This window comes from Testudinibacter aquarius (assembly GCF_004342725.1).
GTDB lineage: Bacteria > Pseudomonadota > Gammaproteobacteria > Enterobacterales > Pasteurellaceae > Chelonobacter > Chelonobacter aquarius.
In genome coordinates this window covers 52552-75449 of the sequence record NZ_SMCP01000009.1, presented here as the reverse complement: position 1 = coordinate 75449, position 22898 = coordinate 52552, and the positions used below count along the sequence as shown (strand labels likewise).

Annotated in this window: 22 protein-coding genes; 9 read left to right on the top strand and 13 right to left on the bottom strand. The window is 45.7% G+C overall.

Features of this window, described 5'->3' with window-relative positions; all coding sequences use genetic code 11:
* Positions 1 to 29: 29 nt before the first annotated feature.
* The 7 genes from mlaC (at position 30) to EDC16_RS09690 (ending at position 7293) form a co-directional block, all read left to right on the top strand.
* Positions 30 to 671, top strand: a complete 642-nt coding sequence (mlaC, locus tag EDC16_RS09725; RefSeq protein ID WP_132967664.1) for a phospholipid-binding protein MlaC — start codon at positions 30 to 32, stop codon at positions 669 to 671.
* A 10-nt stretch (positions 672 to 681) separates the two neighbouring features.
* Positions 682 to 996 carry an STAS domain-containing protein gene (locus EDC16_RS09720; protein WP_132967663.1) on the top strand — a complete coding sequence of 105 codons (315 nt, stop codon included), beginning with the start codon at positions 682 to 684 and terminating at the stop codon, positions 994 to 996.
* A gap of 28 nt (positions 997 to 1024) precedes the next feature.
* Entirely contained in the window at positions 1025 to 1279 is a 255-nt protein-coding gene (locus EDC16_RS09715) for a BolA family protein (protein WP_132967662.1), read from the top strand.
* A 65-nt stretch (positions 1280 to 1344) separates the two neighbouring features.
* Positions 1345 to 2622: a UDP-N-acetylglucosamine 1-carboxyvinyltransferase gene (murA, locus tag EDC16_RS09710; RefSeq protein ID WP_132967661.1), complete on the top strand. Its 1278-nt coding sequence runs from the start codon at positions 1345 to 1347 to the stop codon at positions 2620 to 2622.
* 190 nt (positions 2623 to 2812) lie between these two features.
* Positions 2813 to 4291: a ribonuclease G gene (gene rng, locus EDC16_RS09705; RefSeq protein ID WP_132967660.1), complete on the top strand. Its 1479-nt coding sequence runs from the start codon at positions 2813 to 2815 to the stop codon at positions 4289 to 4291.
* A gap of 39 nt (positions 4292 to 4330) precedes the next feature.
* Positions 4331 to 5776 (top strand): metalloprotease TldD, encoded by a 1446-nt coding sequence (gene tldD / locus EDC16_RS09700; protein WP_132967659.1) that lies wholly within the window; start codon positions 4331 to 4333, stop codon positions 5774 to 5776.
* 314 nt (positions 5777 to 6090) lie between these two features.
* Positions 6091 to 7293: an aspartate aminotransferase family protein gene (locus tag EDC16_RS09690; protein ID WP_132967658.1), complete on the top strand. Its 1203-nt coding sequence runs from the start codon at positions 6091 to 6093 to the stop codon at positions 7291 to 7293.
* An 87-nt stretch (positions 7294 to 7380) separates the two neighbouring features.
* Here the strand turns inward: EDC16_RS09690 and mutT are convergent, their stop codons facing one another.
* The 3 genes from mutT to secM all read right to left on the bottom strand — a co-directional run bounded on the left by mutT (position 7381) and on the right by secM (position 10997).
* Positions 7381 to 7812, bottom strand: coding sequence for an 8-oxo-dGTP diphosphatase MutT (gene mutT / locus EDC16_RS09685; protein WP_132967657.1), 432 nt, complete (start codon positions 7810 to 7812; stop codon positions 7381 to 7383).
* A gap of 58 nt (positions 7813 to 7870) precedes the next feature.
* Complete coding sequence (gene secA / locus EDC16_RS09680) at positions 7871 to 10570, bottom strand: preprotein translocase subunit SecA (RefSeq protein ID WP_132967656.1); 2700 nt, start codon at positions 10568 to 10570, stop codon at positions 7871 to 7873.
* Positions 10571 to 10670: 100 nt separating this feature from the next.
* A complete protein-coding gene (gene secM, locus EDC16_RS09675) occupies positions 10671 to 10997 on the bottom strand; it encodes a secA translation cis-regulator SecM (protein ID WP_132967655.1) in 327 nt (108 codons plus the stop codon).
* A 142-nt stretch (positions 10998 to 11139) separates the two neighbouring features.
* On the opposite strand from secM, the gene EDC16_RS09670 reads away from it, so the two are divergent.
* Positions 11140 to 11448: a DciA family protein gene (locus EDC16_RS09670; RefSeq protein WP_132967654.1), complete on the top strand. Its 309-nt coding sequence runs from the start codon at positions 11140 to 11142 to the stop codon at positions 11446 to 11448.
* Here EDC16_RS09670 and EDC16_RS09665 read toward each other — a convergent pair.
* The 8 genes from EDC16_RS09665 to EDC16_RS09630 form a co-directional block, all read right to left on the bottom strand.
* Entirely contained in the window at positions 11423 to 12301 is an 879-nt protein-coding gene (locus EDC16_RS09665) for a Dam family site-specific DNA-(adenine-N6)-methyltransferase (protein ID WP_132967653.1), read from the bottom strand. The two genes, EDC16_RS09670 and EDC16_RS09665, sit on opposite strands and share 26 nt — an antisense overlap.
* A 4-nt stretch (positions 12302 to 12305) precedes the next feature.
* Positions 12306 to 13397, bottom strand: a complete 1092-nt coding sequence (gene aroB, locus EDC16_RS09660) for a 3-dehydroquinate synthase (protein ID WP_132967652.1) — start codon at positions 13395 to 13397, stop codon at positions 12306 to 12308.
* 34 nt (positions 13398 to 13431) lie between these two features.
* On the bottom strand, positions 13432 to 13965 hold the full coding sequence (gene aroK, locus EDC16_RS09655) for a shikimate kinase AroK (RefSeq protein WP_132967651.1): 534 nt from the start codon (positions 13963 to 13965) through the stop codon (positions 13432 to 13434).
* Between the two features lie 285 nt (positions 13966 to 14250).
* A complete protein-coding gene (locus EDC16_RS09650; protein ID WP_132967650.1) occupies positions 14251 to 15603 on the bottom strand; it encodes a type IV pilus secretin PilQ in 1353 nt (450 codons plus the stop codon).
* A 23-nt stretch (positions 15604 to 15626) separates the two neighbouring features.
* Positions 15627 to 16028: a hypothetical protein gene (locus EDC16_RS09645; protein ID WP_132967649.1), complete on the bottom strand. Its 402-nt coding sequence runs from the start codon at positions 16026 to 16028 to the stop codon at positions 15627 to 15629.
* Complete coding sequence (locus tag EDC16_RS09640) at positions 16021 to 16578, bottom strand: hypothetical protein (RefSeq protein ID WP_132967648.1); 558 nt, start codon at positions 16576 to 16578, stop codon at positions 16021 to 16023. The genes EDC16_RS09645 and EDC16_RS09640 overlap by 8 nt, the downstream gene beginning before the upstream one ends.
* Positions 16565 to 17173: a hypothetical protein gene (locus tag EDC16_RS09635; protein ID WP_132967647.1), complete on the bottom strand. Its 609-nt coding sequence runs from the start codon at positions 17171 to 17173 to the stop codon at positions 16565 to 16567. The genes EDC16_RS09640 and EDC16_RS09635 overlap by 14 nt, the downstream gene beginning before the upstream one ends.
* Positions 17157 to 18044, bottom strand: coding sequence for a type IV pilus biogenesis protein PilM (locus tag EDC16_RS09630; protein WP_132967646.1), 888 nt, complete (start codon positions 18042 to 18044; stop codon positions 17157 to 17159). The genes EDC16_RS09635 and EDC16_RS09630 overlap by 17 nt, the downstream gene beginning before the upstream one ends.
* A 164-nt stretch (positions 18045 to 18208) precedes the next feature.
* Here EDC16_RS09630 and EDC16_RS09625 point away from each other — a divergent pair, with 164 nt between their 5' ends.
* Positions 18209 to 20773, top strand: coding sequence for a penicillin-binding protein 1A (locus EDC16_RS09625; protein WP_132967645.1), 2565 nt, complete (start codon positions 18209 to 18211; stop codon positions 20771 to 20773).
* A 529-nt stretch (positions 20774 to 21302) separates the two neighbouring features.
* On the opposite strand, the gene EDC16_RS09615 is transcribed toward EDC16_RS09625, so the two are convergent.
* Complete coding sequence (locus EDC16_RS09615; protein WP_132967644.1) at positions 21303 to 21875, bottom strand: UPF0149 family protein; 573 nt, start codon at positions 21873 to 21875, stop codon at positions 21303 to 21305.
* 241 nt (positions 21876 to 22116) lie between these two features.
* The gene (locus tag EDC16_RS09610; protein WP_132967643.1) at positions 22117 to 22869 is read right to left on the bottom strand and encodes a hypothetical protein; all 753 of its coding nucleotides are present in this window, start codon (positions 22867 to 22869) and stop codon (positions 22117 to 22119) included.
* Between the last annotated feature and the right edge of the window lie 29 nt (positions 22870 to 22898).

The following is a 22898-nucleotide window of genomic DNA, read 5'->3' as shown; positions in this document are numbered from 1 at the left end:
TTTTCGGATTAATTGAACAGGAGAAAGTCATGTTGAAGAAAATGTTTAAAAAATGTGCGGTTGTGATGGTTGCCGTGATGTCGCTGTTTGGCGCAATGCAAGCGGTAGCTGCCGATAACCCGTATCAATTGATGCAGCAGGCATCGGATAAACTGTTTGCCTCAATCAGTGCCAATCAAAGCAAAATTAAGCAAAATCCAGACTATATGCGCACGATTGTCAAACTAGAATTAATGCCGTATGTGCATGTGAATTATGCCGGGTCTTTGGTATTGGGACAGTATTTCAAAAGCACGACACCGGCGCAGCGAGAGCAGTTTTTTAGTGCATTTTCTAACTTTATTGAGCAATCCTACGCTCAAGTGTTGACCATGTATAACAATCAAAATATTGAGATTGAAAGAGAGAAACCGATTGGTGATCAAAATATTGTCAGCATTCGGGTGAATATTATCCAAACCAATGGCGCAGCGCCGATTAAATTGGATTTTAAATGGCGTAAAAATACCCGTACCGGTGCATGGCAAGCCTATGACATGGCGGCGGAAGGCGTCAGCATGGTTGAAACCAAGAAAAACGAGTGGAGCAATATTCTGCGCCAAAAAGGGATTGATGAACTAACCGCTCAAATCCAAAAAAGTGCGGCTATTCCGATTAAACTTGAAAAATAAGGTGGGTTGATTGACGTTCAAGTGGCAGATAAACAGTAGCGAAAACGCGTACTGTTTGCAACTGGCGGGAGATTTGACGCGAAGCACGCTGTTGCCGTTGTGGCAGCAGCGCGCTTCCTTGTTTCAGACTCAAAAATCTTGTCTTGAGATTAAGTTAAATCAACTTGGGACAGTGGATTCTGCCGGTTTTGTGTTAATATGTGAAATTCTTCACCGCTATTCTAAGCTTGGCGAGGTAAAATTGGTTGATGTACCGCACTTGGTACTGGATTTTGCCGAGCTATACGATTTAGATCAGTGGTTAAAAGCGTTTATACAACCGTAATCAAAGGGATACAAGGGATAACAACATCATGGATGCAGCAGCAATCGAAGATATTTTGCGTGAACAATTGGATTTGACTGAGGTTTATGTCAATGGCGAAAATGCACATTTCAGCGTGACCGCCGTCAGTGATGAATTTGCTTTGATGAGCAAAGTCAAACAGCAACAATTGATTTATGCGCCGCTAATGCAGTATATTGCGACCAATGAAATTCATGCGTTATCGATTAAAACCTTTACGGTCGAAAAATGGCGTAAAGCCCGTTTATTAAATGGTCTTTAATCGACCAGCCTATTGCTAAGCCAAATATCAAGCCAAATTGTGAATCCAATTATAAAGGAAAAAAAATGGAAAAGTTTCGAATCTACGGGAAAACCTGTTTAAAAGGCAGTGTTGATATTTCAGGCGCTAAAAACGCGGCCTTGCCGATTCTGTTCGCCGCAATTTTAGCAGAGGAACCGGTTACACTGACCAACGTCCCCGATTTGAAAGATGTTACTACCACCCTGAAAATTTTAAGCCAATTAGGGGTGACGGTTGAGCGAAAAGACAAAAATACGGTTTATCTGGATGCTTCCAATATTGATAATTTTGTCACTCCTTATGAGTTGGTAAAAACCATGCGTGCTTCTATTTGGGCGTTGGCGCCGCTCGTGGCACGTTTCTGCCAAGGGCAGGTTTCGTTGCCGGGTGGTTGTTCCATCGGCGCTCGTCCGGTTGATCTGCATATTTCCGGTTTGGAAAAACTGGGGGCGAAAATTAAATTGGAAGACGGCTATGTTAAAGCTTTTGTTGATGGACGTTTGAAAGGTGCCAACATCGTGATGGATAAAATCAGTGTCGGTGCAACCTTGTCTGTGATGATGGCGGCGACTTTGGCAAAAGGCACAACGATTATTGAAAATGCCGCACGCGAACCGGAAATTTCTGACACGGCTTATTTCTTGAATAAATTAGGCGCGAAAATCACCGGTGCAGGGACTGATATGATTACCGTAGAAGGCGTTGAACATTTGGGCGGTGGCGAGCACCATGTCATTCCGGATCGGATTGAGACCGGCACGTTCTTGGTTGCTGCAGCAATTTCTGGCGGGCGTATTGTTTGTCGTGGTACTCGTGCTTCTACTTTAGATGCGGTGATTGAAAAACTACGCGAAGCCGGGGCCCAGATTGATATCACTGAAGACACCATCACCTTGGACATGTTGGGCTATCGCCCACGCTCGGTCAACGTACGTACTGCACCACATCCGGGCTTTCCGACGGATATGCAGGCACAATTTACCCTGTTAAACATGGTGGCTGAAGGTACGGGAATTATCACCGAAACTATTTTTGAAAATCGTTTTATGCACATTCCTGAACTGATACGCATGGGGGCAAAAGCCGATATTGAAGGTAATACCGCTATTTGTTACGGTGTGCGCAATTTAAACGGTACCGAAGTAATGGCAACTGATTTACGCGCTTCTGCCAGCTTGGTGTTGGCGGGCTGTATTGCCAACGGCGAAACTATCGTTGATCGCATTTATCATATTGATCGCGGCTATGAACACATTGAAGAGAAATTGCGTGGACTGGGTGCCAGAATCGAGCGTTTTTCTGACAGCGAAACTGAAGCCTGATGGCAGTTCCCGAGCGATTTGAAACAGATGACAACCCGGCTTAAGTCCGGGTTTTTTGTGTTTGCTAGGGTTGTAGCTCAAATTATAAACAAAAAGCAACAGACTCTAAAATAATCGAAATCTCATTTTTGCCAAGTGCGGTTTTAAGCTAGAATATAAGCCACTCATTTTAAGAAGAAGTATGAATTGTATGACATCAAGTGTAGAGCTATTGGTGAATGTAACGCCGAACGAAACTCGAATTGCGTTGCTCGACACCGGTGTACTGAAAGAAGTGCACATTGAGCGCGAAGCCAAGCGAGGATTGGTCGGCAATATTTATAAAGGGCGAGTGATGCGGGTATTGCCCGGTATGCAATCGGCTTTTGTTGATATTGGTTTGGAAAAGGCAGCATTTTTGCACGCTTCCGATATTGTTTCGCACACCGAATGTGTGGATGAATCCGAAAAGAAGCAGTTTGTAGTCAAAGATATTGGTGAGTTGGTGCGTGAAGGCCAGGATATTATCGTGCAAGTGGTGAAAGATCCGCTTGGAACCAAAGGTGCACGCTTAACCACAGATATTACTTTGCCGTCACGCTATTTGGTATTTATGCCGGAAAATAGTCATGTTGGCGTATCGCAACGGATTGAAAGTGAAGAAGAGCGGTTGCGCTTAAAACAGTTGGTCACTGATTATTGCGATGAATTGGGCGGTTTCATCGTGCGAACCGCTTCCGAAGGTTGTTCGGAAGAGGAGTTGAAACAGGATGCGCAATTTTTGAAACGGCTATGGCGTAAAGTGATGGAGCGCAAAGGGAAATATCCTACTCGCTCAATGCTTTACGGCGAACTGGCACTGGCACAGCGCGTGCTGCGTGATTTTGTCGGTACGCAAATTGATTTGATTCGAATTGACTCGAAATTGACCTTTCAAGAAGTGGAAACGTTTAGCCAAGAGTTTATGCCGGAACTCACCGGGCGTCTGTCGCTGTATACCGGTAATCCGCCGTTGTTTGATTTGTACGGCGTAGAAAATGCGATTCAGCGTGCGCTGGAAAAGCGTGTGAATTTAAAATCCGGCGGCTATTTGATTATCGAACAAACCGAAGCCATGACCACGATTGATATCAATACCGGTGGTTTTGTCGGCCATCGTAATTTGGAAGAGACAATTTTTAATACCAATGTTGAAGCGACCCAAACCATTGCACAACAGTTGCAACTGCGCAATCTGGGCGGCATCATCATTATTGATTTTATTGATATGCAAAGCGAAGAGCACCGCGAGCGGGTGTTGCAGTCGTTGAACGAAGCACTGTCGCGAGATCGAGTTAAGACCAGCGTCAACGGTTTCACCCAACTGGGCTTGGTGGAGATGACCCGCAAACGCACCCGTGAAAGTTTGGAGCATGTGCTGTGCACCGAATGTCCGGCTTGCAAAGGGCGTGGCAGTCTGAAAACGGTGGAAACCGTCAGTTATGAAATTGTGCGTGAAATTGTGCGAATCCACCATCAATACGACAGTGAGCAATTTTTGGTGTATGCCTCAAGAGCGGTGGCGGATTACTTGATCAACGAAGAGGCGCACGGGATTTTGGCTGAGCTGGAAGTGTTTATCGGTAAACAGGTGCAGGTGAAAACCGAAGTGTTTTACAATCAAGAACAATTTGATGTTGTCATCATGTAGACAAACATCAACCGACCCTAATAAAAATAAAGAGAAATTATGCTAAGTAAAGTTTCAGCGTCCCTATTAGAACCAAGTCAACTTTCTATTACTCAGTTGGCGAATTTATTGGATCATTTTTCCAGTCGGCAAATTGATTATGCGGATCTCTATTTTCAGTCTTCGATTGAGGAAAGCTGGTCATTGGAAGACGGCATTATCAAAGAGGGCGGTTTTCATATTGATCGAGGCGTTGGTGTCAGAGCGGTCAGCGGTGAGAAAACCGGTTTTGCTTATGCCGATCAGATCAGTGCGCCACAAGTGGTGCAATGTATCGAGGCGACAAAAGGCATCGCACAGGCTAGCAGTTCGCTGATCAAGCCGATTGCCCTGCATTCGGTCAGCGCACCGATGCGCTATACCGCACTTGACCCGCTGCACAGTTTAAGCCGTGAAAAAAAGATCGAGCTGCTGCATTTGGTCAATCAAACCGCACGCGCTGAAGATTCGCGTGTTATTCAAGTTTCTGCCAGCTTAAATGCGATCTATGAAGAAGTTTTAGTGGCGGCGACAGACGGTACGTTGGCGGCAGATATCCGCCCTTTGGTGCGGCTTTCGGTGTCGGTCTTGGTTGAGCAGCAGGGCAAACGTGAAAGTGGCAGTGCCGGCGGTGGCGGTCGTTTTTCACTAGAATGGTTTTTACAAGACCATCAAGGCGTTAGCCGAGCAGTATGGTTTACCAAAGAAGCGGTTCGTCAGGCGCTGGTGAAGCTCAATGCGGTGCAAGCACCAGCAGGAATGATGCCGGTGGTGCTGGGTGCAGGCTGGCCGGGCGTATTGTTGCATGAAGCCGTGGGGCATGGTTTGGAAGGCGATTTCAATCGCAAAAAATCCTCACTGTTCAGTGGGAAAATCGGTGAATTAGTGACTTCGCCGCTGTGTACGATTGTTGATGACGGCACATTGGCGGATCGTCGTGGTTCTTTGACTATTGATGACGAAGGGGTGCCGACTCAGCGTAACGTATTAATCGAAAATGGTATTTTGCGCAACTATATGCAGGATAAAATGAACGCTCGTTTGATGGGCGTGGCACCAACCGGTAACGGACGGCGCGAATCTTACGCCCATTTGCCGATGCCACGCATGACCAACACCTATATGCTGGCAGGGCAAAGTAAATTTGAAGATTTGATCGCATCAGTGGAGCAAGGCATCTACGCACCGCACTTTGGCGGTGGACAAGTGGATATCACCTCCGGCAAGTTCGTCTTTTCTGCTGCGGAAGCCTATTTGATTGAAAAAGGCAAAATCACCAAACCGGTGGTTGGTGCAACCCTGATCGGCAGTGGAATTGAAGTGATGCAAAATGTGTCGATGGTTGCCGACGAATCTGAGCTTGATCCGGGCATCGGTGTTTGTGGCAAAGAGGGGCAAAGCGTGCCGGTCGGTGTTGGGCAACCGGCGTTAAAAATCGAACAAATCACGGTCGGCGGCACTAATTAACTTTTGTGCTTTGCTAAAGCAATTGCGGCTTCAATCGCCGCTTTTGCCTGAGGACTGTTTTTCCAACAACGGCTGCCAAGGGCTTCGGCAACTTGGCGGCAAATTTCTTCAGACCGCTCTTTGGCAAGCTATTCAAATGAATCGATCCCAAGCTGCTCCAAGCGTTGGATAACGGTAAAACCCACTCCTTTTTTATCATCCGTCAATTTGCCGTACAAAGCAAGCGTAGCGATTTGTCGAGATAACAGTTGCTTGCCGACACAAATCGTTTTATTTTAGACCCTAATTAACAGTAGTAAGCAAAAGGAAGCAGTATGACACAATATACCAGAGCAACGTTTGATCAGGTTTTAATTCAGAATTATACCCCGGCAGATTTTATTCCGGTCAGAGGCAAAGGCAGCACGGTTTGGGATCAAGACGGCAAGGACTATATCGACTTTACCAGCGGTGTGGCGGTCAATTCATTAGGACACTGCCCGGATGAGGTGGTGGAGGTGTTGAAACGGCAAGGGGAAACGCTATGGCACTCAAGCAACTGGTTTACCAGTGAACCGGCACTGGAGCTGGCATCAAAATTAATAGAGCTCACTTTTGCGGAGCGTGTGATGTTTGCCAACTCTGGGGCGGAAGCCAATGAAGCGGCACTGAAATTGGCACGTCGCTATGCGGTCGATCATTTTGGCTATCAAAAAAGTAAAATTATCTCTTTCAAACAGAGCTTTCACGGCAGAACGCTGTTTACGGTCAGCGTTGGTGGGCAACCTAAATATTCCGATGGCTTCGGACCGAAACCGGCAGATATCGTCCATGTACCGTTTAATGATTTAGACGCCGTAAAAGCGGTGATCGACGATCACACTTGTGCCGTGATTATCGAACCGATTCAGGGCGAAAGTGGGGTATTGCCGGCGACGCAGGCATTTTTACAAGGGTTACGCCAGTTGTGTGATCAATATCAAGCGCTGCTGATTTTTGATGAAGTCCAGACCGGTATCGGGCGCAGCGGGGAATTTTTTGCCTATATGCATTACGGGGTTGTGCCGGACATTTTGACCTCCGCCAAAGCGCTTGCTAATGGCTTTCCGATCAGTGCGATGTTGACCAGCGATAAAATCTCAAAAAGTTTCTCGCCGGGCGTGCATGGCACCACATTTGGCGGTAATCCGTTGGCTTGTGCGGTGGCGGTGAAAGTCGTGGACATCATCAGTCAACCGCACTTTTTACAGCAAGTACAACAGCGTTCAAAACAGTTGATTGAAGCGCTGGAAAAAATTAACCAAAAAGCCAAACTGTTTACTACTGTACGTGGCTTAGGGCTGTTAATCGGGGCGGAATTGGCAGCAGAGTATCAGGATAAAGCGGCGGAATTGCGTAATAAAGCCAATCAGTTTGGGGTGATGCTGCTGGTTGCCGGCCCGAATGTGCTGCGTTTTGCGCCGTCGCTAAATATCAGTAACGAGGAGTTTGCGTTGGGCATTCAGCGTTTTGAGCAAATGGTCGATTCTTTAGCATAGTGAACGTAGTGTAGAATAAGCAAAGTGCGGTTTTGTGGTGTGAAAAAACCGCACTTTGTTATGATCTCTCTGTCTATGGCAGGATAATCAATCCAGCTTCTCGCTTAATAGCCGTTCAATAATTTTCTTATTCGCCGGTGGGAATTGCCCGCTGTCCAAGGCGTGTTGTTCAATCCAAAAACCGTCTTGTCCTTCACGACCAAAAGGTTGGTTTAGCCACTCTTCGATTAAGTAAAAACTGAGTTCGATCACTTTTTTCGGATATTCGAATTGAAAACGTTCGTAGAGTTCGGCTTTGATCACCATAATCCCGATCTCTTCTTCCAATTCACGTCGCAGCGCTTGCTCCGGGCTTTCGTTGGCTTCGACTTTGCCACCGGGGAACTCCCAGCTTTGGGCAAAGTCTTTGCCTTCTAAGCGTCGCGTCAGAAAGATTTGCTGGAATTCGTTACGAATAATGCCGACAGCAACTTTGATCAGCGGTTTTTTGCTAACGGCTTTTTGAGTAAGTGCGGTCATGTTTTTCCTATGTTAGCCCGACCAAGGCTATTAGCAGAGTGGTCGGGCGTTATTCGAGTTACTTAATTTTACCGTGGCAATATTTATATTTCTTACCCGAACCACAAGGGCAAGGTGCATTACGGCTGACTTTCGGCATCTCGTCCGTTCCGTCCGCAGTTTCGCCCTGCTGTTCCCCGTTTTGGTGGTATTGCAACGCAGCCGCTTGCCGTTCGGCAGCTTCACGGCGCAAGCGTTCGGCTTCTTCCACCTCTTCTTGCGTGCGCACTTGCACTTTGCTCAAGGTGCTGATCACGCTCAATTTCAAGGTGTCCAGCATTTCGGTAAACATCTGGAATGACTCTTTTTTGTATTCTTGCTTCGGATCTTTTTGCGCATAGCCACGCAGGTGAATCCCACGGCGCAGGTGATCCATTGCCGCCAGATGCTCTTTCCACAATTCGTCCAGAATCTGCAGCATCAAGCCTTTTTCAAATGAGCGCATATTCTCAGTACCGACCATCTCTTCCTTGCGTTTGTGTTCGTTGACGGCCGCTTCCAGAATACGTTCACGCAGGTTCTCTTCATGCAGATGGTTGTCTTCTTCCAGCCATTTGCTGAGCGGTAAACTCAGGGCAAAGTCGTTTTGCAGACGGGTTTCCAAACCCTCTACATTCCATTGCTCTTCCAACGATTGTGGCGGAATGTATTGATCGATAACGCTGTTGAACACGTCTTCACGAATGACATTGATGGTTTCGGAAATATCTTGGTGATCGAGCAAATCATTACGCTGTGCATAAATAGCATGGCGCTGATCATTGGCAACATCATCGAATTGCAACAGGTTTTTACGCCCGTCAAAGTTGTGCGCTTCTACTTTTGCTTGTGCGCTGGCAATTACTTTTGCCAACAATTTGGATTCCATTGCTTCACCCGGTTCGCTGAAGGCTTTGCGCATCATATTTAACTTGCCTTCGTTGAGGTAAATCCGCATTAAGGCATCGTCTAACGATAAATAGAAACGTGAAGAGCCCGGATCGCCTTGACGTCCGGAACGACCACGCAACTGGTTGTCGATGCGGCGTGATTCATGACGTTCGGTACCGATAATGTGCAGGCCACCGGCCTCCATCACAATTTTATTTCGTTCTTTCCAATCAGCTTTGATTTTGGCGATCTGTTCTTCGCTCGGATTATCCAATTTAGCGATTTCAGCACGCCAGTTACCGCCCAACACAATGTCGGTACCGCGACCGGCCATATTGGTCGCAATGGTGACTGCGCCCGGTACGCCTGCATCGGCGACGATTTCCGCTTCCTGTGCATGGAATTTGGCGTTCAATACGTTATGTTTAATCCCGGCTTTAGTTAAGGTGTTCGACAGCAATTCAGATTTTTCAATCGAGATTGTGCCGACCAATACCGGCTGCTGCCGGGCGATGGCTTCTTTGATGTCGTGGACAATCGCATTGAATTTGTCTTCTTCGTTTTTATACATCAAATCGGTACGGTCATCACGGATCATCGGTTGATTGGTTGGCACCACAATAGTTTCTAAGCCATAAATTTGTTGAAATTCAAAGGCTTCGGTATCTGCCGTACCGGTCATGCCCGCTAATTTTTCGTATAAACGGAAATAGTTTTGGTAAGTAATCGATGCAGTCGTCTGATTTTCACTCTGAATTTTAACGTTTTCTTTGGCTTCAATCGCTTGGTGCAAACCTTCAGACCAACGGCGTCCCTGCATCGTACGTCCGGTATGTTCGTCAACAATCACGATTTCGCCGTCTTTAACAATATAATCAACATTGCGTTCAAACAGGGTATGCGCGCGCAACGCCGCATAAACGTGGTGCAGCAAAGTAACCCTTGATGGCGAATAGAGAGAATCGCCTTCTTTCATCAATCCGGCTTCGGTTAACAAATTTTCGATCTTCTCTTGTCCGCGCTCGGTTAAAAATGCCTGCTTGTTTTTCAGATCCAGGGTGTAGTCACCAGTGCCTTGATATTCCTCGCTGTCCTCTTTTTCTTGGAATACTAATTTAGGAATCAGCTTATCAATCGCAATATACAGTTCGGAGCTGTCTTCTGCCTGACCGGAAATAATCAGCGGGGTACGGGCTTCATCGATTAAAATCGAATCCACCTCATCGACCAACGCATAATACAGTGGGCGTTGAAAACGATCTTCCGGTGAATGCGCCAGATTATCACGCAGGTAATCAAAACCCAGTTCGCTGTTGGTGGCATAGGTGACATCGGCGGCATAGGCAGCACGTTTTTGTTCATGGGATAAGCCGGGAATATTGACACCGACCGTCATGCCTAAAAATTCAAATAACGGGCGGTTGGTTTCCGCATCGCGGCGCGCTAAGTAGTCATTGACCGTCACCACATGCACGCCCCGACCGGTCAGAGCGTTGAGGTAACAAGGAAGTGTGGCGGTTAGGGTTTTACCTTCACCGGTGCGCATTTCGGCAATTGAGCGATCATTTAAGATCATGCCACCGAGCAACTGTACATCAAATGGGCGCATACCCAAGGTGCGTTGGCAAGCTTCACGCACGGTAGCGAAGGCTTCCGGCAGAATTTTTTCTAGGCTTTCGCCTTTTTCCAAGCGTGCTTTGAATTCGGCAGTTTTGCCTTTTAATTGTTCGTCGGTCAGTGCTTGGTATTCGGCTTCCAATTGGTTGATTTGGTGGACACGTTTGTTCAGGCGACGTAACACGCGATCGTTACGGCTGCCAAATAATTTGGTTGCAATAGTTCTTAACATATTTTTATCTTCATCAAAGGAGTCATTAATCGGTTTGCAGTTGCAAACGAGAATCTTATTTCACCGCCGTTACTCAGGTTAAAGTGCGGTTTGTTGCGGATTAAACAGTGGCAAACGGACCGGCTCGAATCGGCGGTAAAGATTCGGAAAGAGAAGCGATGACAACAAAAAGTGCGGTTTGTGGCGCTACTGTGGCTGTCGGAACGGCTTGTTGCGGTTCTGGCTGATATTGTGCTTGTTGATAAAAAGCGCTTTGAATCTGCCGAGTTTGTGTTGTCTGCTGAATTTGTTGGTAGGCTTGATTATCGTTTTGCTGTGTTGGGTTGCCGACAGCACTGACCGGCACGGCTAAAATCGCAATAATTCCCAACAGGAATTGCGACCAAAAGTGCGGTTTGCGGTGACGGTATGCGTGCAACAAGTTCATCAGTGATTAATGCCTTCGGCAACATGCGGTTATTTAAAATGCTGTGCTATTATAGAGCATCGTCGGCAGAATGTCATACATCAAATCCGGCGGATACTGTTCATTCACAAATAAATAGGGGCGAATCTTCGCAAAACAAGCCATGCGTTACAATAAAATGAAAAATATCACCGACATTGTCGAGAAAAGCCCATTGGCGGAAATTGCACGGCGCAGTCTGGTGTTGGGCGATCTGAACCGCACTTTGCAACAATGCTTTCCAGCAGAGTTCAAAGGGCGGTTTCGGGTGGCGAACATTCGCGATGAGGTGTTGTATTGTGAAGTGCAAAATGCAACGTTGCGACAAGGGATTCTGTTTCGTCAGGCAGAGTTACTGGCTTTGGTGCAGCAAGCATTTCCTGCGGTCAAAAGACTGGTATTTAATATTAATCCTGAATTGGCGACACTTTGATTTTGCGCCGACTAGCACGAAAAATCGCAATCAGTTCATTCACTTTTATCCGATTTTCGCCGTTTTGGCTGATGTGGCGTTGTACCATCAACGGCGTTATGTCGGCGCCGTGATAAATTTGCCGGGTAAACGGGGTATCGTGGTTAGAAATCAGTACCGTTGTGCGGCGATGCTCCGCATGATGTTTAGCCAGATTGGCTAGCTGTTGCTGCTGTTCCAAGCTAAAACCATTGCCGGAATAGTGGGTGAAATTCGAGTTTTGCGACAGCGGAGCATAAGGCGGATCGCAATACACCACGCTGTTGCGGTCGGTATATTCGAAACTGTCGTGAAAACCGACACAGATAAATTCGGCTTTTTGCGCTTTTTGGCTAAAATAACGAATCTCTTGCTCCGGAAAATACGGTTTCAGGTAAGCCCCGAACGGCACATTAAACTGCTGCTTGCTGTTATAGCGGCAAAGCCCGTTATAACCGAAACGGTTTAAATACAGGAATAGCACCGAGCGCTGGAAAATATCCAAAGTGCGGTTGAACTCGGCGCGTTTGGCATAATAAAAATCAGCGCTGTTGGCATCGGGGTGCTGAAACAGTTTGCGGCTTTCCGCAATAAAGTGCTGCGGATCCTGTTTCACCGTATTGAACAGATTGATTAAATCGGCATTTAAATCTGCCAAAATATAGTGCTGAAAGTGGGTATTCAGAAAAACCGAACCGGCACCGACAAAAGGTTCAATCAGCACCTTTTTATTTTTTGGTAATAACTTGTTGATCTCATCGGTCAGGCGGAATTTTCCGCCCGCCCATTTTAAAAAAGGGCGATGTTTCAACAGAGGGTTAGCAACGGACGACATTGTTTTAGTCGAACTGACTGCAATGGTTGATGGCTTGTCTGACTAATTCCGAATCGCTGTTGGTCGTGACGTAGGCTTGCCCCAAACGTTGCAACAATACCAAGCGTAATTTGCCAGCCAAGACTTTTTTGTCGCGCATCATCAACGGCAGATAATCATCGGCACTCATACCGTCCGGCGAAACCGTCGGCAGATTGGCGCGTGCCAGTAATTTTTCCAGACGGAACACATCTTGGCGGCTTAAATTGCCTAACAAATGCGAAAGATCGGCTGCCATTAACATACCGACAGCTACAGCTTCGCCGTGCAACCAACTGCCGTAGCCTAAATGGGTTTCGATCGCATGCCCGAAAGTGTGCCCCAGATTCAGCAGGGCACGATCACCCTGTTCGGTTTCATCACGGGCAACCACGTCGGCTTTTAACTGACAGCAACGTTGGATGCAATATTGCAATTGTTGCGGCTGTAAGCTCACCAGATCATCAATATGTTGTTCCAACCAGTCGAAAAACGCCAGATCCAGAATCGCACCGTATTTAATCACTTCCGCCAAGCCGGCAAACACTTCACGTTTTGGCAGGGTGTCTAAGCTAGCACTGTCGATAATCACTGCACAAGGTTGATAAAATGCGCCGATCATATTTTTACCGAGCGCATGATTGACACCGGTTTTTCCGCCGACGGAGGAATCCACTTGCGACAGCAGCGTAGTTGGAATCTGCAGCAAACGCACGCCACGTTGGTAACTGGCGGCAGCAAATCCGGCCACATCACCGACCACGCCGCCACCCAAGGCGATGATGGTGGTGTCACGGCCGTGATTGGCTTGTAAAAGTGCGGTAAAAATCAGATTGAGTGAGTCCAGCGTTTTATATTGCTCGCCGTCAGGAATCAACACTGAGGAGACTTTGCAGCCCAAACGGTTTAAGCTGTCGCTAACCGTTGTCAAATAGTGTTTCGCAACGGTCGGATTGGAGACAATCATCACCTTATCACCGCACTTTAACGGGGCGTAGCTGCTGCTTTCCGCCAAAATATGGCTGCCGATTCTAATCGGATAACGGCGATCTTTCAGTTCGACATTGACTTCAATCATGTTGCGCTCTCAGGTTGGTGGTGAGAATGATCAGCTAATTAACGGAGGAAAAAGCTTCCAAGCGGTCGATTAACTGGTTTGCCATGGTTTTAGCGTTTTGTTCGTCGGTACTCATGGTAATATCGGCGATCTCTTGGTACAACGGATTGCGCACTTTGGCCAGATCTTCCAGCACTTGGCGTGGATCGTCCACATCTTGCAACAGCGGACGTTTTTTATCGCGCAGGGTGCGCTGATGCTGTTTATCGACCGTGGTTTCCAAATAGACCACGATGCCACGAGCCGATAAATGGTTGCGTGTGTCTTTTGATAGCACTGCGCCGCCGCCGGTAGAAAGCACTACCCCTTGCAGTTGGGTCAATTCGTTAATAATCCGCTCTTCCCGTTTGCGGAAGCCGTTTTCGCCTTCCACGTCAAAAATCCAACTGATGTCAGCGCCGGCACGTTGTTCGATCTCGTTGTCAGAGTCGATAAAATCCATTCCGAGTATTTGTGCCAATTGGCGACCGATGGTGCTTTTGCCCGCACCCATCGGACCGATTAAAAAGATATTACGTTTTTCAGCCATGTTATTTTATATTCTTGTTAATTAAATGGTTAATGAGATTTGCCGATGCAAACACGTTGTTGAAGGAATTTCAAGAAAGGGAGATTTCTTCGCCGGATTCATCGCAGAACATTCATTAGAGAATCGTGGCAGCTTAAACGGTAAAAATACTCCATGAGCTTCAACTTTTAATTTAAGGGAGTAATTATCGCAAGAAATCGACCCAGTTTTCAACCTTCTATCTTGATATTTGCCTTTTTAATTCACAAAAATAACCAAGTTGACACAAAAGTGCGGTTTGCCGCTTTAAAAGCCGTAGCGAAATGGGCGTGTCGGGTGGCCGGTCACGGCATGGGGGTGATTTTGTTGTTGATCAACAATATGTGGTGTAACAAAAATCACCAATTCACGTTTGGCGTAGCGTTTGCTTTCGTTGCCGAACAACCGTTTGGCACCCGGAATATCGCCCAGCAGCGGCACCTTGTTTTCCCCGTTAACCAAGGTGTCGTGAAAGACACCGCCGAGCACGATGGTTTCACCGTGCCGTGCGAACACTTGGGTTTGGATCTCCTGCTTATCAATGGTGGTCATCTGCTGGTTGCCGTAAGCCACACTGCTGCCGGGCGAATTTTGGCTGATCATCAAATCCAACAAAATAGTGTTGTCGTGCGAAATATGCGGGGTGACGTCTAAGCCGAGCACGGCATCACGAAATTCGACACTTTGGGTTTCGTTGCGGCTGTTATTCACCACATAGGGGATTTCAGTGCCTTGTTTGATGCTGGCGCTTCTTTTGTTGGTGGTCAGAAGACGTGGACTGGCGATGATATTAACATTATTTTCTCGTTCCAGAGCGGTCAATTCTAAATCCAGCAAGCGACTGTTGATCTTGGCGATTTGTAGCGAAACGCTGGCGGCGTTGCTGTGTTCGCTGCCAAAATTAATGTTCAAATTATTATCAATCTCGGCAAAACCGTTGGTATTCAAACTGCCGGCGATGCGGTGGCTTTGTCCGCTAGGTTCGAACAATCCCCAACGCACGCCCAATTCGCGCAAACTTTCGTCGCTGATGGTAACGATCCGTGCTTCGATCAACACTTGTCGGGCAGGTTGATCCAAACTCGTGATAACTTTGCGCAGAGACGCTATGTTTTCTGATTTTTCTTGAATAATCAAACTATTGCTACGTTCATCAAAACTAATGCTGCCGTGCGATGATAAAAACGAACCATTGCCGCCGGTGAGTGATTGTATCAGTTCAGCCGCTTTTGCGTGGCGCAACGGAATATTGACGGTTTGCAGTTTAAGTATTGACTCAAGTGCGGTTTCAACAGTACTGACCGAGCTGCTTGATGAGTTTTGGCGTGGGCTGACAAAATAGTCACCGTTGACGTTTTCGATCTCCAATTGATGAATCTTGCCAACAGCTTGCAGTACTTGTTCAAACGAGGTTTGTTTTAGATGTAAGTTGATATGTCCCTTCAGGCTATCGTCCAGCACCAAGTTGACGTCCTGCTGTTGGGCTAATGTCTGCAAGGTGCTGATCAGTGGTGCTTGTTTTAAGCTCAGGGCAAACGTGCGGTTTGGACTGTGTTCTGTTGCAGCGATTACACTGGAGTAAAATAACAAAAAGAGGGCTAGTCGGTGTAAAATAAACATCAAAATCTCTCTCCATAACAGATTCACAATGGGATGCTGCGTTGCAGCGACGGGGTTTGACAATGTTGCAGTACGATACGTTGTGTTTCGATGGCTATAATTTGCCATTGATCTTGTGATATCACGTCATTTAAACGGCTGTCGATGATAACCTCATCGGGGGTAGTCCACAGCACCACACTATGATCCGCATAGTGAATCAAGCCAATAACGTTTAGTTGCGCTAATGGAAGATTATCGATTAGTCGCAGGTTATTCACATCACAGCCGGTAGCTTGAGACAACGGACTTTCAGCGGCTATCGGGTTGGCAAGCTGACGGTTCGATGGCTGAGACGTTGGGGAAAACGGGTCGTTAAAGCGCTCCTTGGCGCCGACAAAGCAGGTGCAGGCGAGTAAAAGTGCGGTCAGGCAAGATTTAGTCATCGGCAATCTCCTTATCAATCGTGTCCTCAGAAAAAAGTAAATTGAGAATAGCGTGAGTGGCAGGCTGTTGTTCTGTGCGCTGTAGCGTCAGGTTTAATAGTTTTAATTCTGTGAATTGCTGCTGTAGCGCGGCTACAAAGTGTGAAATATCATAAAAACTGCCCTGTAGTTCCAATTGCAACAACGGAGAACGAGAAAATTGCCAGTGCTGTTGTTCGATGTTGAGTGCACTGAAACTCGTAACCGCACTTTGTAAGCGCTGGTTCAAAGCGGCAATTTTAGCTGCGGTTTGTGGCGCCAGTTGGGTGTTGATCTTTTCAGCTTTGCGGGTTAATAGCGCAACAATTTGCTGTTTTTGTTGCTGTTGATGTTGTAACTCGGCGGAACTAAGTGAGGTGTCATGCAATTGCTGCTGTAGGCGGACAATTTCTGACAGCGGATAAGTGCAGAGCAGCAATACTAACGCAATAGCAAATAACGATTTCAGCCACAATGGTGCTGTGACCAAGCGGGCAAGTGGCGAATAGGGTGATAGTTTAAGGCGTGTCATCGGTTTTTTCCTCCGTTTTTGCAGGCTGCCAACGCAAGGCAAAATGAAATTCCAGCTGCTGATGGTTTAAATCGAACTGCTCCAATTCAATCGTTAACTGATGCCGTGGATGGCTGATAAGCAGCGGATATTCGGCAAAATAAGGTTCGAAACTATGGCGTAACTGTTCAAACTCTTGTTCGGAGGGCGTTGAGCCGTGCAGCAAAATTTGGTAATCGAACGGGGATTGCACACGAGATTGCACATTGATCGAGGCACTGGATAAGCGCCCTTGTGACAGTGGCAGACGGCTTAAAAAATCACTAAATCGGTTAAAAATCATTTGATCAGGAACAATAAGCACCGCACTTTCACTGCTATTAGCTTGTTGCAGTTGATTGATTTGTTGTTGCAACCGTTGGTTCTCCGCACGAAGTGCGGTTTGGGCTTGGCTCTGTTGTGACAAGCGCTGTTGTAGCTGCTGTTGATAGTCAAACAGTTGCCACAGCACCAGTGCTGCAAGGCACAACACAGCAAACAGTGCGATAATAAAAGTGTACATTTGGCGATGTAGCTGCTTGCTGCGCCAATCGAGCAGGTTAATTTCGGCTTGCATCGTAGCGATTCACCTTGCTGAAGTGTTTGAGGTTATGTTGCTGTCGTAGTGCACAGCCCAATGCGACAAAATAGGGATATTGCTGTGGATCGATCGCAATCAGCCGGGTTGGCTGGTAATCTTGTTGCAGTGCCGCCAGCGAATTCGGGTCAGCATACACCACATGGCATATATTCTCTTGGTTAGAGATTTCACTTGGCGGCTGTTGTTGCCAGAATGCCTGTAAAAGTGCGGTCAGCGGCTGTGAAGGGCGGTAAAATTGTACTAAGTTATCCTGCCGCTGTTGCAGAAAAATGCTGTGCTGATCGTCTTGGTAAATAAACAGCGTGTTTTCATTGCGGATAATCTCACCTTGAATTTTAGCGCAATAGTGAAATGCCCGTAGCAGGGCATGGGCATGAAAATCCAATATATCCAAGTGCAGAGGTAAAAATTGTTCACACTGTTGCTGAATATTCTGTTTTTTCGCGGCATAAATCTGGACATAATCAATTTGCCGTTCAGTGCCAATATGTTGCAACGGGCTAACACTAAAATCAAATTGCAGCAATTGTTCTTCAATCGGTAAATGCTGTTGTAGAATCAACCGCACTTGGCGATATAACTCGTGCGGCTGTTTAATGTGTGGCAACAGCAGGTGTTTTTGCCACAATAAACGTGGCTCCAGACTGGAGATATAAATAAATCTGGTTTGACGGCGCAGTGTAGCTGTAAATTGCGATTTCAATAATAGCGGCAGTTGCGACAGCTGTTCACTAGACAACCGCTCGAAACAGGGCTGCTGCTCATCATTGAAAAATGCAATTTCAATGTGTTCTCGATTCTTATGGAGCCCTACCGCATAGCTTGAGCGTTGAAAAAAGGGTTTCATCGTATAAAAATATCCTCATTATTTGCCATAATGTGGGTAAAATAGTATCGTTGTGTTTAATTGTGGGCGGGTAAACCGCACTTTGCGTTTTATGGCAACTTTTTTACGGCAGCAAGTGTGGCGTAAAAATATTGAATTATTGACTTTTTAGAGAGAAATTTTCGGTGAAGATCGCAAAATTAATATTAAGTACCCTATTAACATTGGTTATTTTGGGTTGTGTGGTGTTGGCGGTAGCCTATTTTCAGATTAAATCGGATTTGCCGGATGTTAAAGCACTACGCACCGTCGAGTTGCAGCAACCGATGCAGATTTATACCGCTGACGGGAAATTAATCGGTGAAGTCGGTGAGCAACGCCGGATTCCGGTTACCTTGGAACAGATTCCAAAACCGTTGATCGATGCCGTTTTGGCGACGGAAGACAGCCGTTTTTATACCCATTATGGTCTGGATCCGATCGGGATTGCGCGTGCATTAAAAGTAGCCATCAGTGACGGTGGGGCATCGCAAGGCGCCAGCACCATTACGCAACAATTGGCGCGTAACTTCTTTTTGACCCCGGAAAGAACGCTGGTCAGAAAAGTAAAAGAAGCCATTTTAGCCATCGAAATCGAAAGAAATCTCAGCAAAGATGAAATTTTAAGCCTGTATTTGAATAAAATTTATTTGGGATACCGCTCTTACGGTGTTGCTGCCGCCGCCAAAACCTATTTTGGTAAAGATCTAAACCAGCTGACATTAAGTGAAATGGCAATGATCGCCGGCTTGCCGAAAGCACCGTCAACCATGAACCCGCTTTACTCTTTACAGCGTGCGACCGAGCGGCGCAATGTGGTGTTGGCACGGATGTTGGATGAAAATTATATTTCGCAGCAACAGTATCAACAAGCAAAAGACGAGCCGCTGGTGGCAAGTTATCACGGTAGTCAGCTGGATTTTCAAGCAGATTATGTGACCGAAATGGTGCGTCAAGAGATGGTGAAACTCTACGGTGAAGAAAATGCGTATGCCAAAGGCTATAAAGTTTACACCACCGTGGATTCGAGCGATCAATTGAATGCACAAATTGCGTTGCGCAATAATTTGATTAATTATGATATGCGCCACGGCTATCGTGGCGGTGCTCCGTTATGGAAAAGTGGCGAAAGCCCTTGGGAAGAAGATCGGATTATCGGCTTTTTGAAAAAAATACCGAACAGCGAGCCATTGATTCCGGCAGCGGTGATGAAAACCGATCGTAGTGGGGCTGAACTATTGCTGGCATCCGGTGAACGAATGCAGTTGCCGTTATCTGCGATGAAATGGGCGGGTGCTACAGCCTCTAACTTAAAGATTAACGTAGGCGAACAAATTTGGATCCGCCAGAACAGTAAGCAGGAGTGGATGTTAGGACAGTTACCATTGGCCAATTCCGCTTTGGTGTCACTCAACAGCGATAATGGGGCAATTGAAGCGATTGTTGGGGGATTCAGTTTTGGTCAGAGTAAATTTAATCGTGCCACCCAATCGATGGTACAAGTTGGCTCGTCGATTAAACCGTTTATCTATGCTGCGGCAATGGATAAAGGTTTGAGCTTGGCGACCATTTTGAACGATAGCCCGATTACGATTCGGCTGCCGGGGCAAAAACCATGGTCACCGAAGAATTCCCCGAACCGTTACGACGGGCAACTGCGTTTACGCCAAGGACTGGCACAATCGAAAAACGTGATGATGGTGCGCGCGGTGCAAATGGTCGGAATCGATTATGTTGCTGATTTCTTACCGCGCTTTGGCTTTAAACGCGATCAATACCAAGCAACGGAAGCGCTGGCGTTAGGCGCCGCATCTTTCACACCACTAGAAATGGCGCGTGGTTATGCCGTGTTTGATAACGGCGGATTTTTGATTGATCCTTATCTTATCGAAAAGATTTTGGATAACGAAGGCAAAGAGATCTATCTTGCCAACCCGAAACTGGCTTGTTTCAGTTGTAATGATATTCCGGTGATCTACGGTGAGCAGCAAAAGTTGGAGATATTAGATGACTCGCTGCAGAATAATGTGCAATCGAACACAGCAGATAATTCAAATCTGGAAGGTGATCCGGATCAGCAGCCGGAAACCGTGCCGGATATTCCTGAATTGCAAATTGCCAATACCCAGCTACAAGATGGTCCACAGTTGCTGGCGCAATCAATGACACAAAATCAAGAAAAACAATACGCTCCAAGGGTGATTAGCGGTGAATTGGCATTTCTAATCCGTAGCGCCTTACAGTCTGGAGTTTATGGTGAAGCCGGTAGCAGTTGGAACGGTACAGGCTGGCGTATGGCAAGTCAAATCAAACGCAAGGATCTAGGCGGAAAAACCGGTACTACCAATAACTCGAAAGTGGCTTGGTATGCTGGTTACGGTGCCAATTTTGCGACAGCGGTGTATGTTGGTTTTGATGATAACAAATATGAATTGGGACGTGGCGAAGCCGGCGCCAGCACTGCGATGCCGGCATGGCAGGAATATATGAAACAAGCGTTGGCAAACGTACCGGAGCGTGCCGATCCACCACCACCCAATATCATTGAAAAACGGATCGATAAATCCACAGGCTTACTTAGCAGCGGTGGACGGGTGGAATATTTTATCAAAGGCACCGAACCAACTCGCCGTTATATCCGAGAACAAGGCTACCAAATTATGGTCAACCCGGGTGACGGCAAACCCCCTCAGGTAGAAGAGTTATTTTAATTTTTGCTTAAAAGAGGAAATAATGGCGCAAGTTTATCGCTTGCGCCATCAATGAAACTTTCAAATCAGAAGCATGCAAATTATGCCAAAATCAATATATTTAGCGTGAAAGCGGTAATTATAAAAGATACTATAGTGTCTTTTATTGCCCCAAAAGAGTATAATTGGATATTATTATGTCTTATTTGGAGTTTTATGAATAAGCTATCCCTTTTATCCGCTTACGATGTTCAACAATCAGTTACGACCTATCTGCGCCAAAAACGTAAGGAAAAAAACATTCACGGAAAGCCCTTGCCGAACGTTGCCTTGTTCCGGAAGCAACCATCAAAAAATTTGAAACCACCGGGCAAATCTCCCTGCGTCAGCTACTGATGATTTGGCAAATTGTAGCGGATTTAGAACCGTTTCATGATCTAACCAAACCAGCGGCGAAGCCAATGCCGAAGAGTATTGCAGAGGTGCTAGCCAATGATTAACACCAAACAACTTGAAGTGTGGTGCAGACTGAAGAAGATAATGCATATTTTTATCTATTCCTCAAGGTAAGAAAATATTGATAAATTGCCATCACAGCCTGTTCGACTTTTGCGGCACGCTCTTGTGTCTCTTTGGCAGACGGATGATCATCTAAATTGAGATCGTCGCCTTCAAAATAAGCGAATGAACGAATTAAATCATATTGCCCTTGGATTTTATCGGGTAAATTCCCCCAACCGGAGACTTTAGCACCAATAATATAGCCCGAACACCACGAATCCAAAATTACGAAATCATCAATGCCTTCATCAAAATAAGCATAAAATAACGGACTGTTTAAGCGTTGTATCACATCATTATAATGACGGAAAATTAAAGACAATAACAGATTAAATGTATTTTCATCGGGTATGCTTTCTTGCGCATTTTCATCAAAAATAGCAGGCAGCCATTGGTTTGGTGCAACCAGCTCGGGGCTGGAAAGGATAGCAGTAAGCAAGCCGTCTAATTCGCTTAAGCTTAAAATATTATAACCATTCTCACGCTCCGCTCCATATTCCAACAGTAAATCATCTAATAATGCTAATTCTTCATCTTCTAAAGATTCATCTAATTGTTGCATAAGGTTTTTCTCCGTTTCATTATCGAGTTATCATGTACAAGCTGTCATTTTGCAAGGTATTTGCTCTTTAATATTTTTAATCATCTGTTCGGTAATATAATACTACTGATAGCACAAGTTTGTAACTTGTGCTAAAAAATAATAACGATTATTAGATTTTGTTTATAAATCAAAGGCAAAAAAGGTGCAAGTTGTAAACTTGCGCCATCGGGGGGCTTTTTTATTGGATCATTATAATATTTTACAGAAAAGACATTTTCAATGTTTCCAAATGTTCATCCCATATTCTTTGATAGCTACCAGAGAAACATTGATCCACCATAGATTTTGCTTTTTCGACGACGTTGGCATAGCTATTTTCCCGCCACTTTTCCAAGGTATATTTATTATTATCGGTTCCGAAACAGTAGTATGAGGAAAAAATTTCTCCTTTTTTAGCCAACTGTTCATTTAGTGTCGGAATAGCTGTAAATTGATATTTCAAAGAATAAGTATTGCCATTGTATTCATCATAAATCAGCCTAAATTTTTTAGGATAAAAGCGGATAGGGGCATTCGAATAGACTTTATTATCTTTTCTATCTAGTACAAGATCTTTTTCTAATTGCTTAATATATTGTTTAAAAGCATAGTTTTGATGAATTGCGCGTAATTCAGTAGGTGAACCAGTCAGATCTTCTTTTTTAAATCCATCACCTTGTGCACTGCCTGTCAGTAATAATTGTGCAGCAAATCCTAAAACCCTTGTTGTAGTTTCTTTTGTTGAATGGTCTGGCTTGATAATATACAACACCTCATTAGGCTGTTCATTGTAATCTGGATTATGCACATAGCGTACTTCAATTTTCTGCCCTGATGATAAGGTAACCCATTGCGTTTCAATAATTTTATCTTTTTGAGCTTTTTCTTGTTGTTCTTTTATCGGGTCTGATTTTAGTATTGAACATGCAGACAAAGATAAACAAATGGCTCCTATAAAAAATGTTTTAATCATAATAAATATCCTATATTAAAAAGAAAGAG

What these genes read in the sequence shown, in the direction of transcription:
- mlaC (WP_132967664.1), top strand. Translation starts at nt 30, where the DNA reads ATGTTGAAGAAAATGTTTAAAAAATGTGCGGTTGTGATGGTTGCCGTG.
- EDC16_RS09715 (WP_132967662.1), top strand. Translation starts at nt 1,025, where the DNA reads ATGGATGCAGCAGCAATCGAAGATATTTTGCGTGAACAATTGGATTTG.
- murA (WP_132967661.1), top strand. Translation starts at nt 1,345, where the DNA reads ATGGAAAAGTTTCGAATCTACGGGAAAACCTGTTTAAAAGGCAGTGTT.
- rng (WP_132967660.1), top strand. Translation starts at nt 2,813, where the DNA reads ATGACATCAAGTGTAGAGCTATTGGTGAATGTAACGCCGAACGAAACT.
- tldD (WP_132967659.1), top strand. Translation starts at nt 4,331, where the DNA reads ATGCTAAGTAAAGTTTCAGCGTCCCTATTAGAACCAAGTCAACTTTCT.
- EDC16_RS09690 (WP_132967658.1), top strand. Translation starts at nt 6,091, where the DNA reads ATGACACAATATACCAGAGCAACGTTTGATCAGGTTTTAATTCAGAAT.
- mutT (WP_132967657.1), bottom strand. Translation starts at nt 7,812, where the DNA reads ATGACCGCACTTACTCAAAAAGCCGTTAGCAAAAAACCGCTGATCAAA.
- secA (WP_132967656.1), bottom strand. Translation starts at nt 10,570, where the DNA reads ATGTTAAGAACTATTGCAACCAAATTATTTGGCAGCCGTAACGATCGC.
- secM (WP_132967655.1), bottom strand. Translation starts at nt 10,997, where the DNA reads ATGAACTTGTTGCACGCATACCGTCACCGCAAACCGCACTTTTGGTCG.
- EDC16_RS09670 (WP_132967654.1), top strand. Translation starts at nt 11,140, where the DNA reads ATGCGTTACAATAAAATGAAAAATATCACCGACATTGTCGAGAAAAGC.
- EDC16_RS09665 (WP_132967653.1), bottom strand. Translation starts at nt 12,301, where the DNA reads ATGTCGTCCGTTGCTAACCCTCTGTTGAAACATCGCCCTTTTTTAAAA.
- aroB (WP_132967652.1), bottom strand. Translation starts at nt 13,397, where the DNA reads ATGATTGAAGTCAATGTCGAACTGAAAGATCGCCGTTATCCGATTAGA.
- aroK (WP_132967651.1), bottom strand. Translation starts at nt 13,965, where the DNA reads ATGGCTGAAAAACGTAATATCTTTTTAATCGGTCCGATGGGTGCGGGC.
- EDC16_RS09650 (WP_132967650.1), bottom strand. Translation starts at nt 15,603, where the DNA reads ATGTTTATTTTACACCGACTAGCCCTCTTTTTGTTATTTTACTCCAGT.
- EDC16_RS09645 (WP_132967649.1), bottom strand. Translation starts at nt 16,028, where the DNA reads ATGACTAAATCTTGCCTGACCGCACTTTTACTCGCCTGCACCTGCTTT.
- EDC16_RS09640 (WP_132967648.1), bottom strand. Translation starts at nt 16,578, where the DNA reads ATGACACGCCTTAAACTATCACCCTATTCGCCACTTGCCCGCTTGGTC.
- EDC16_RS09635 (WP_132967647.1), bottom strand. Translation starts at nt 17,173, where the DNA reads ATGCAAGCCGAAATTAACCTGCTCGATTGGCGCAGCAAGCAGCTACAT.
- EDC16_RS09630 (WP_132967646.1), bottom strand. Translation starts at nt 18,044, where the DNA reads ATGAAACCCTTTTTTCAACGCTCAAGCTATGCGGTAGGGCTCCATAAG.
- EDC16_RS09615 (WP_132967644.1), bottom strand. Translation starts at nt 21,875, where the DNA reads ATGCAACAATTAGATGAATCTTTAGAAGATGAAGAATTAGCATTATTA.
- EDC16_RS09610 (WP_132967643.1), bottom strand. Translation starts at nt 22,869, where the DNA reads ATGATTAAAACATTTTTTATAGGAGCCATTTGTTTATCTTTGTCTGCA.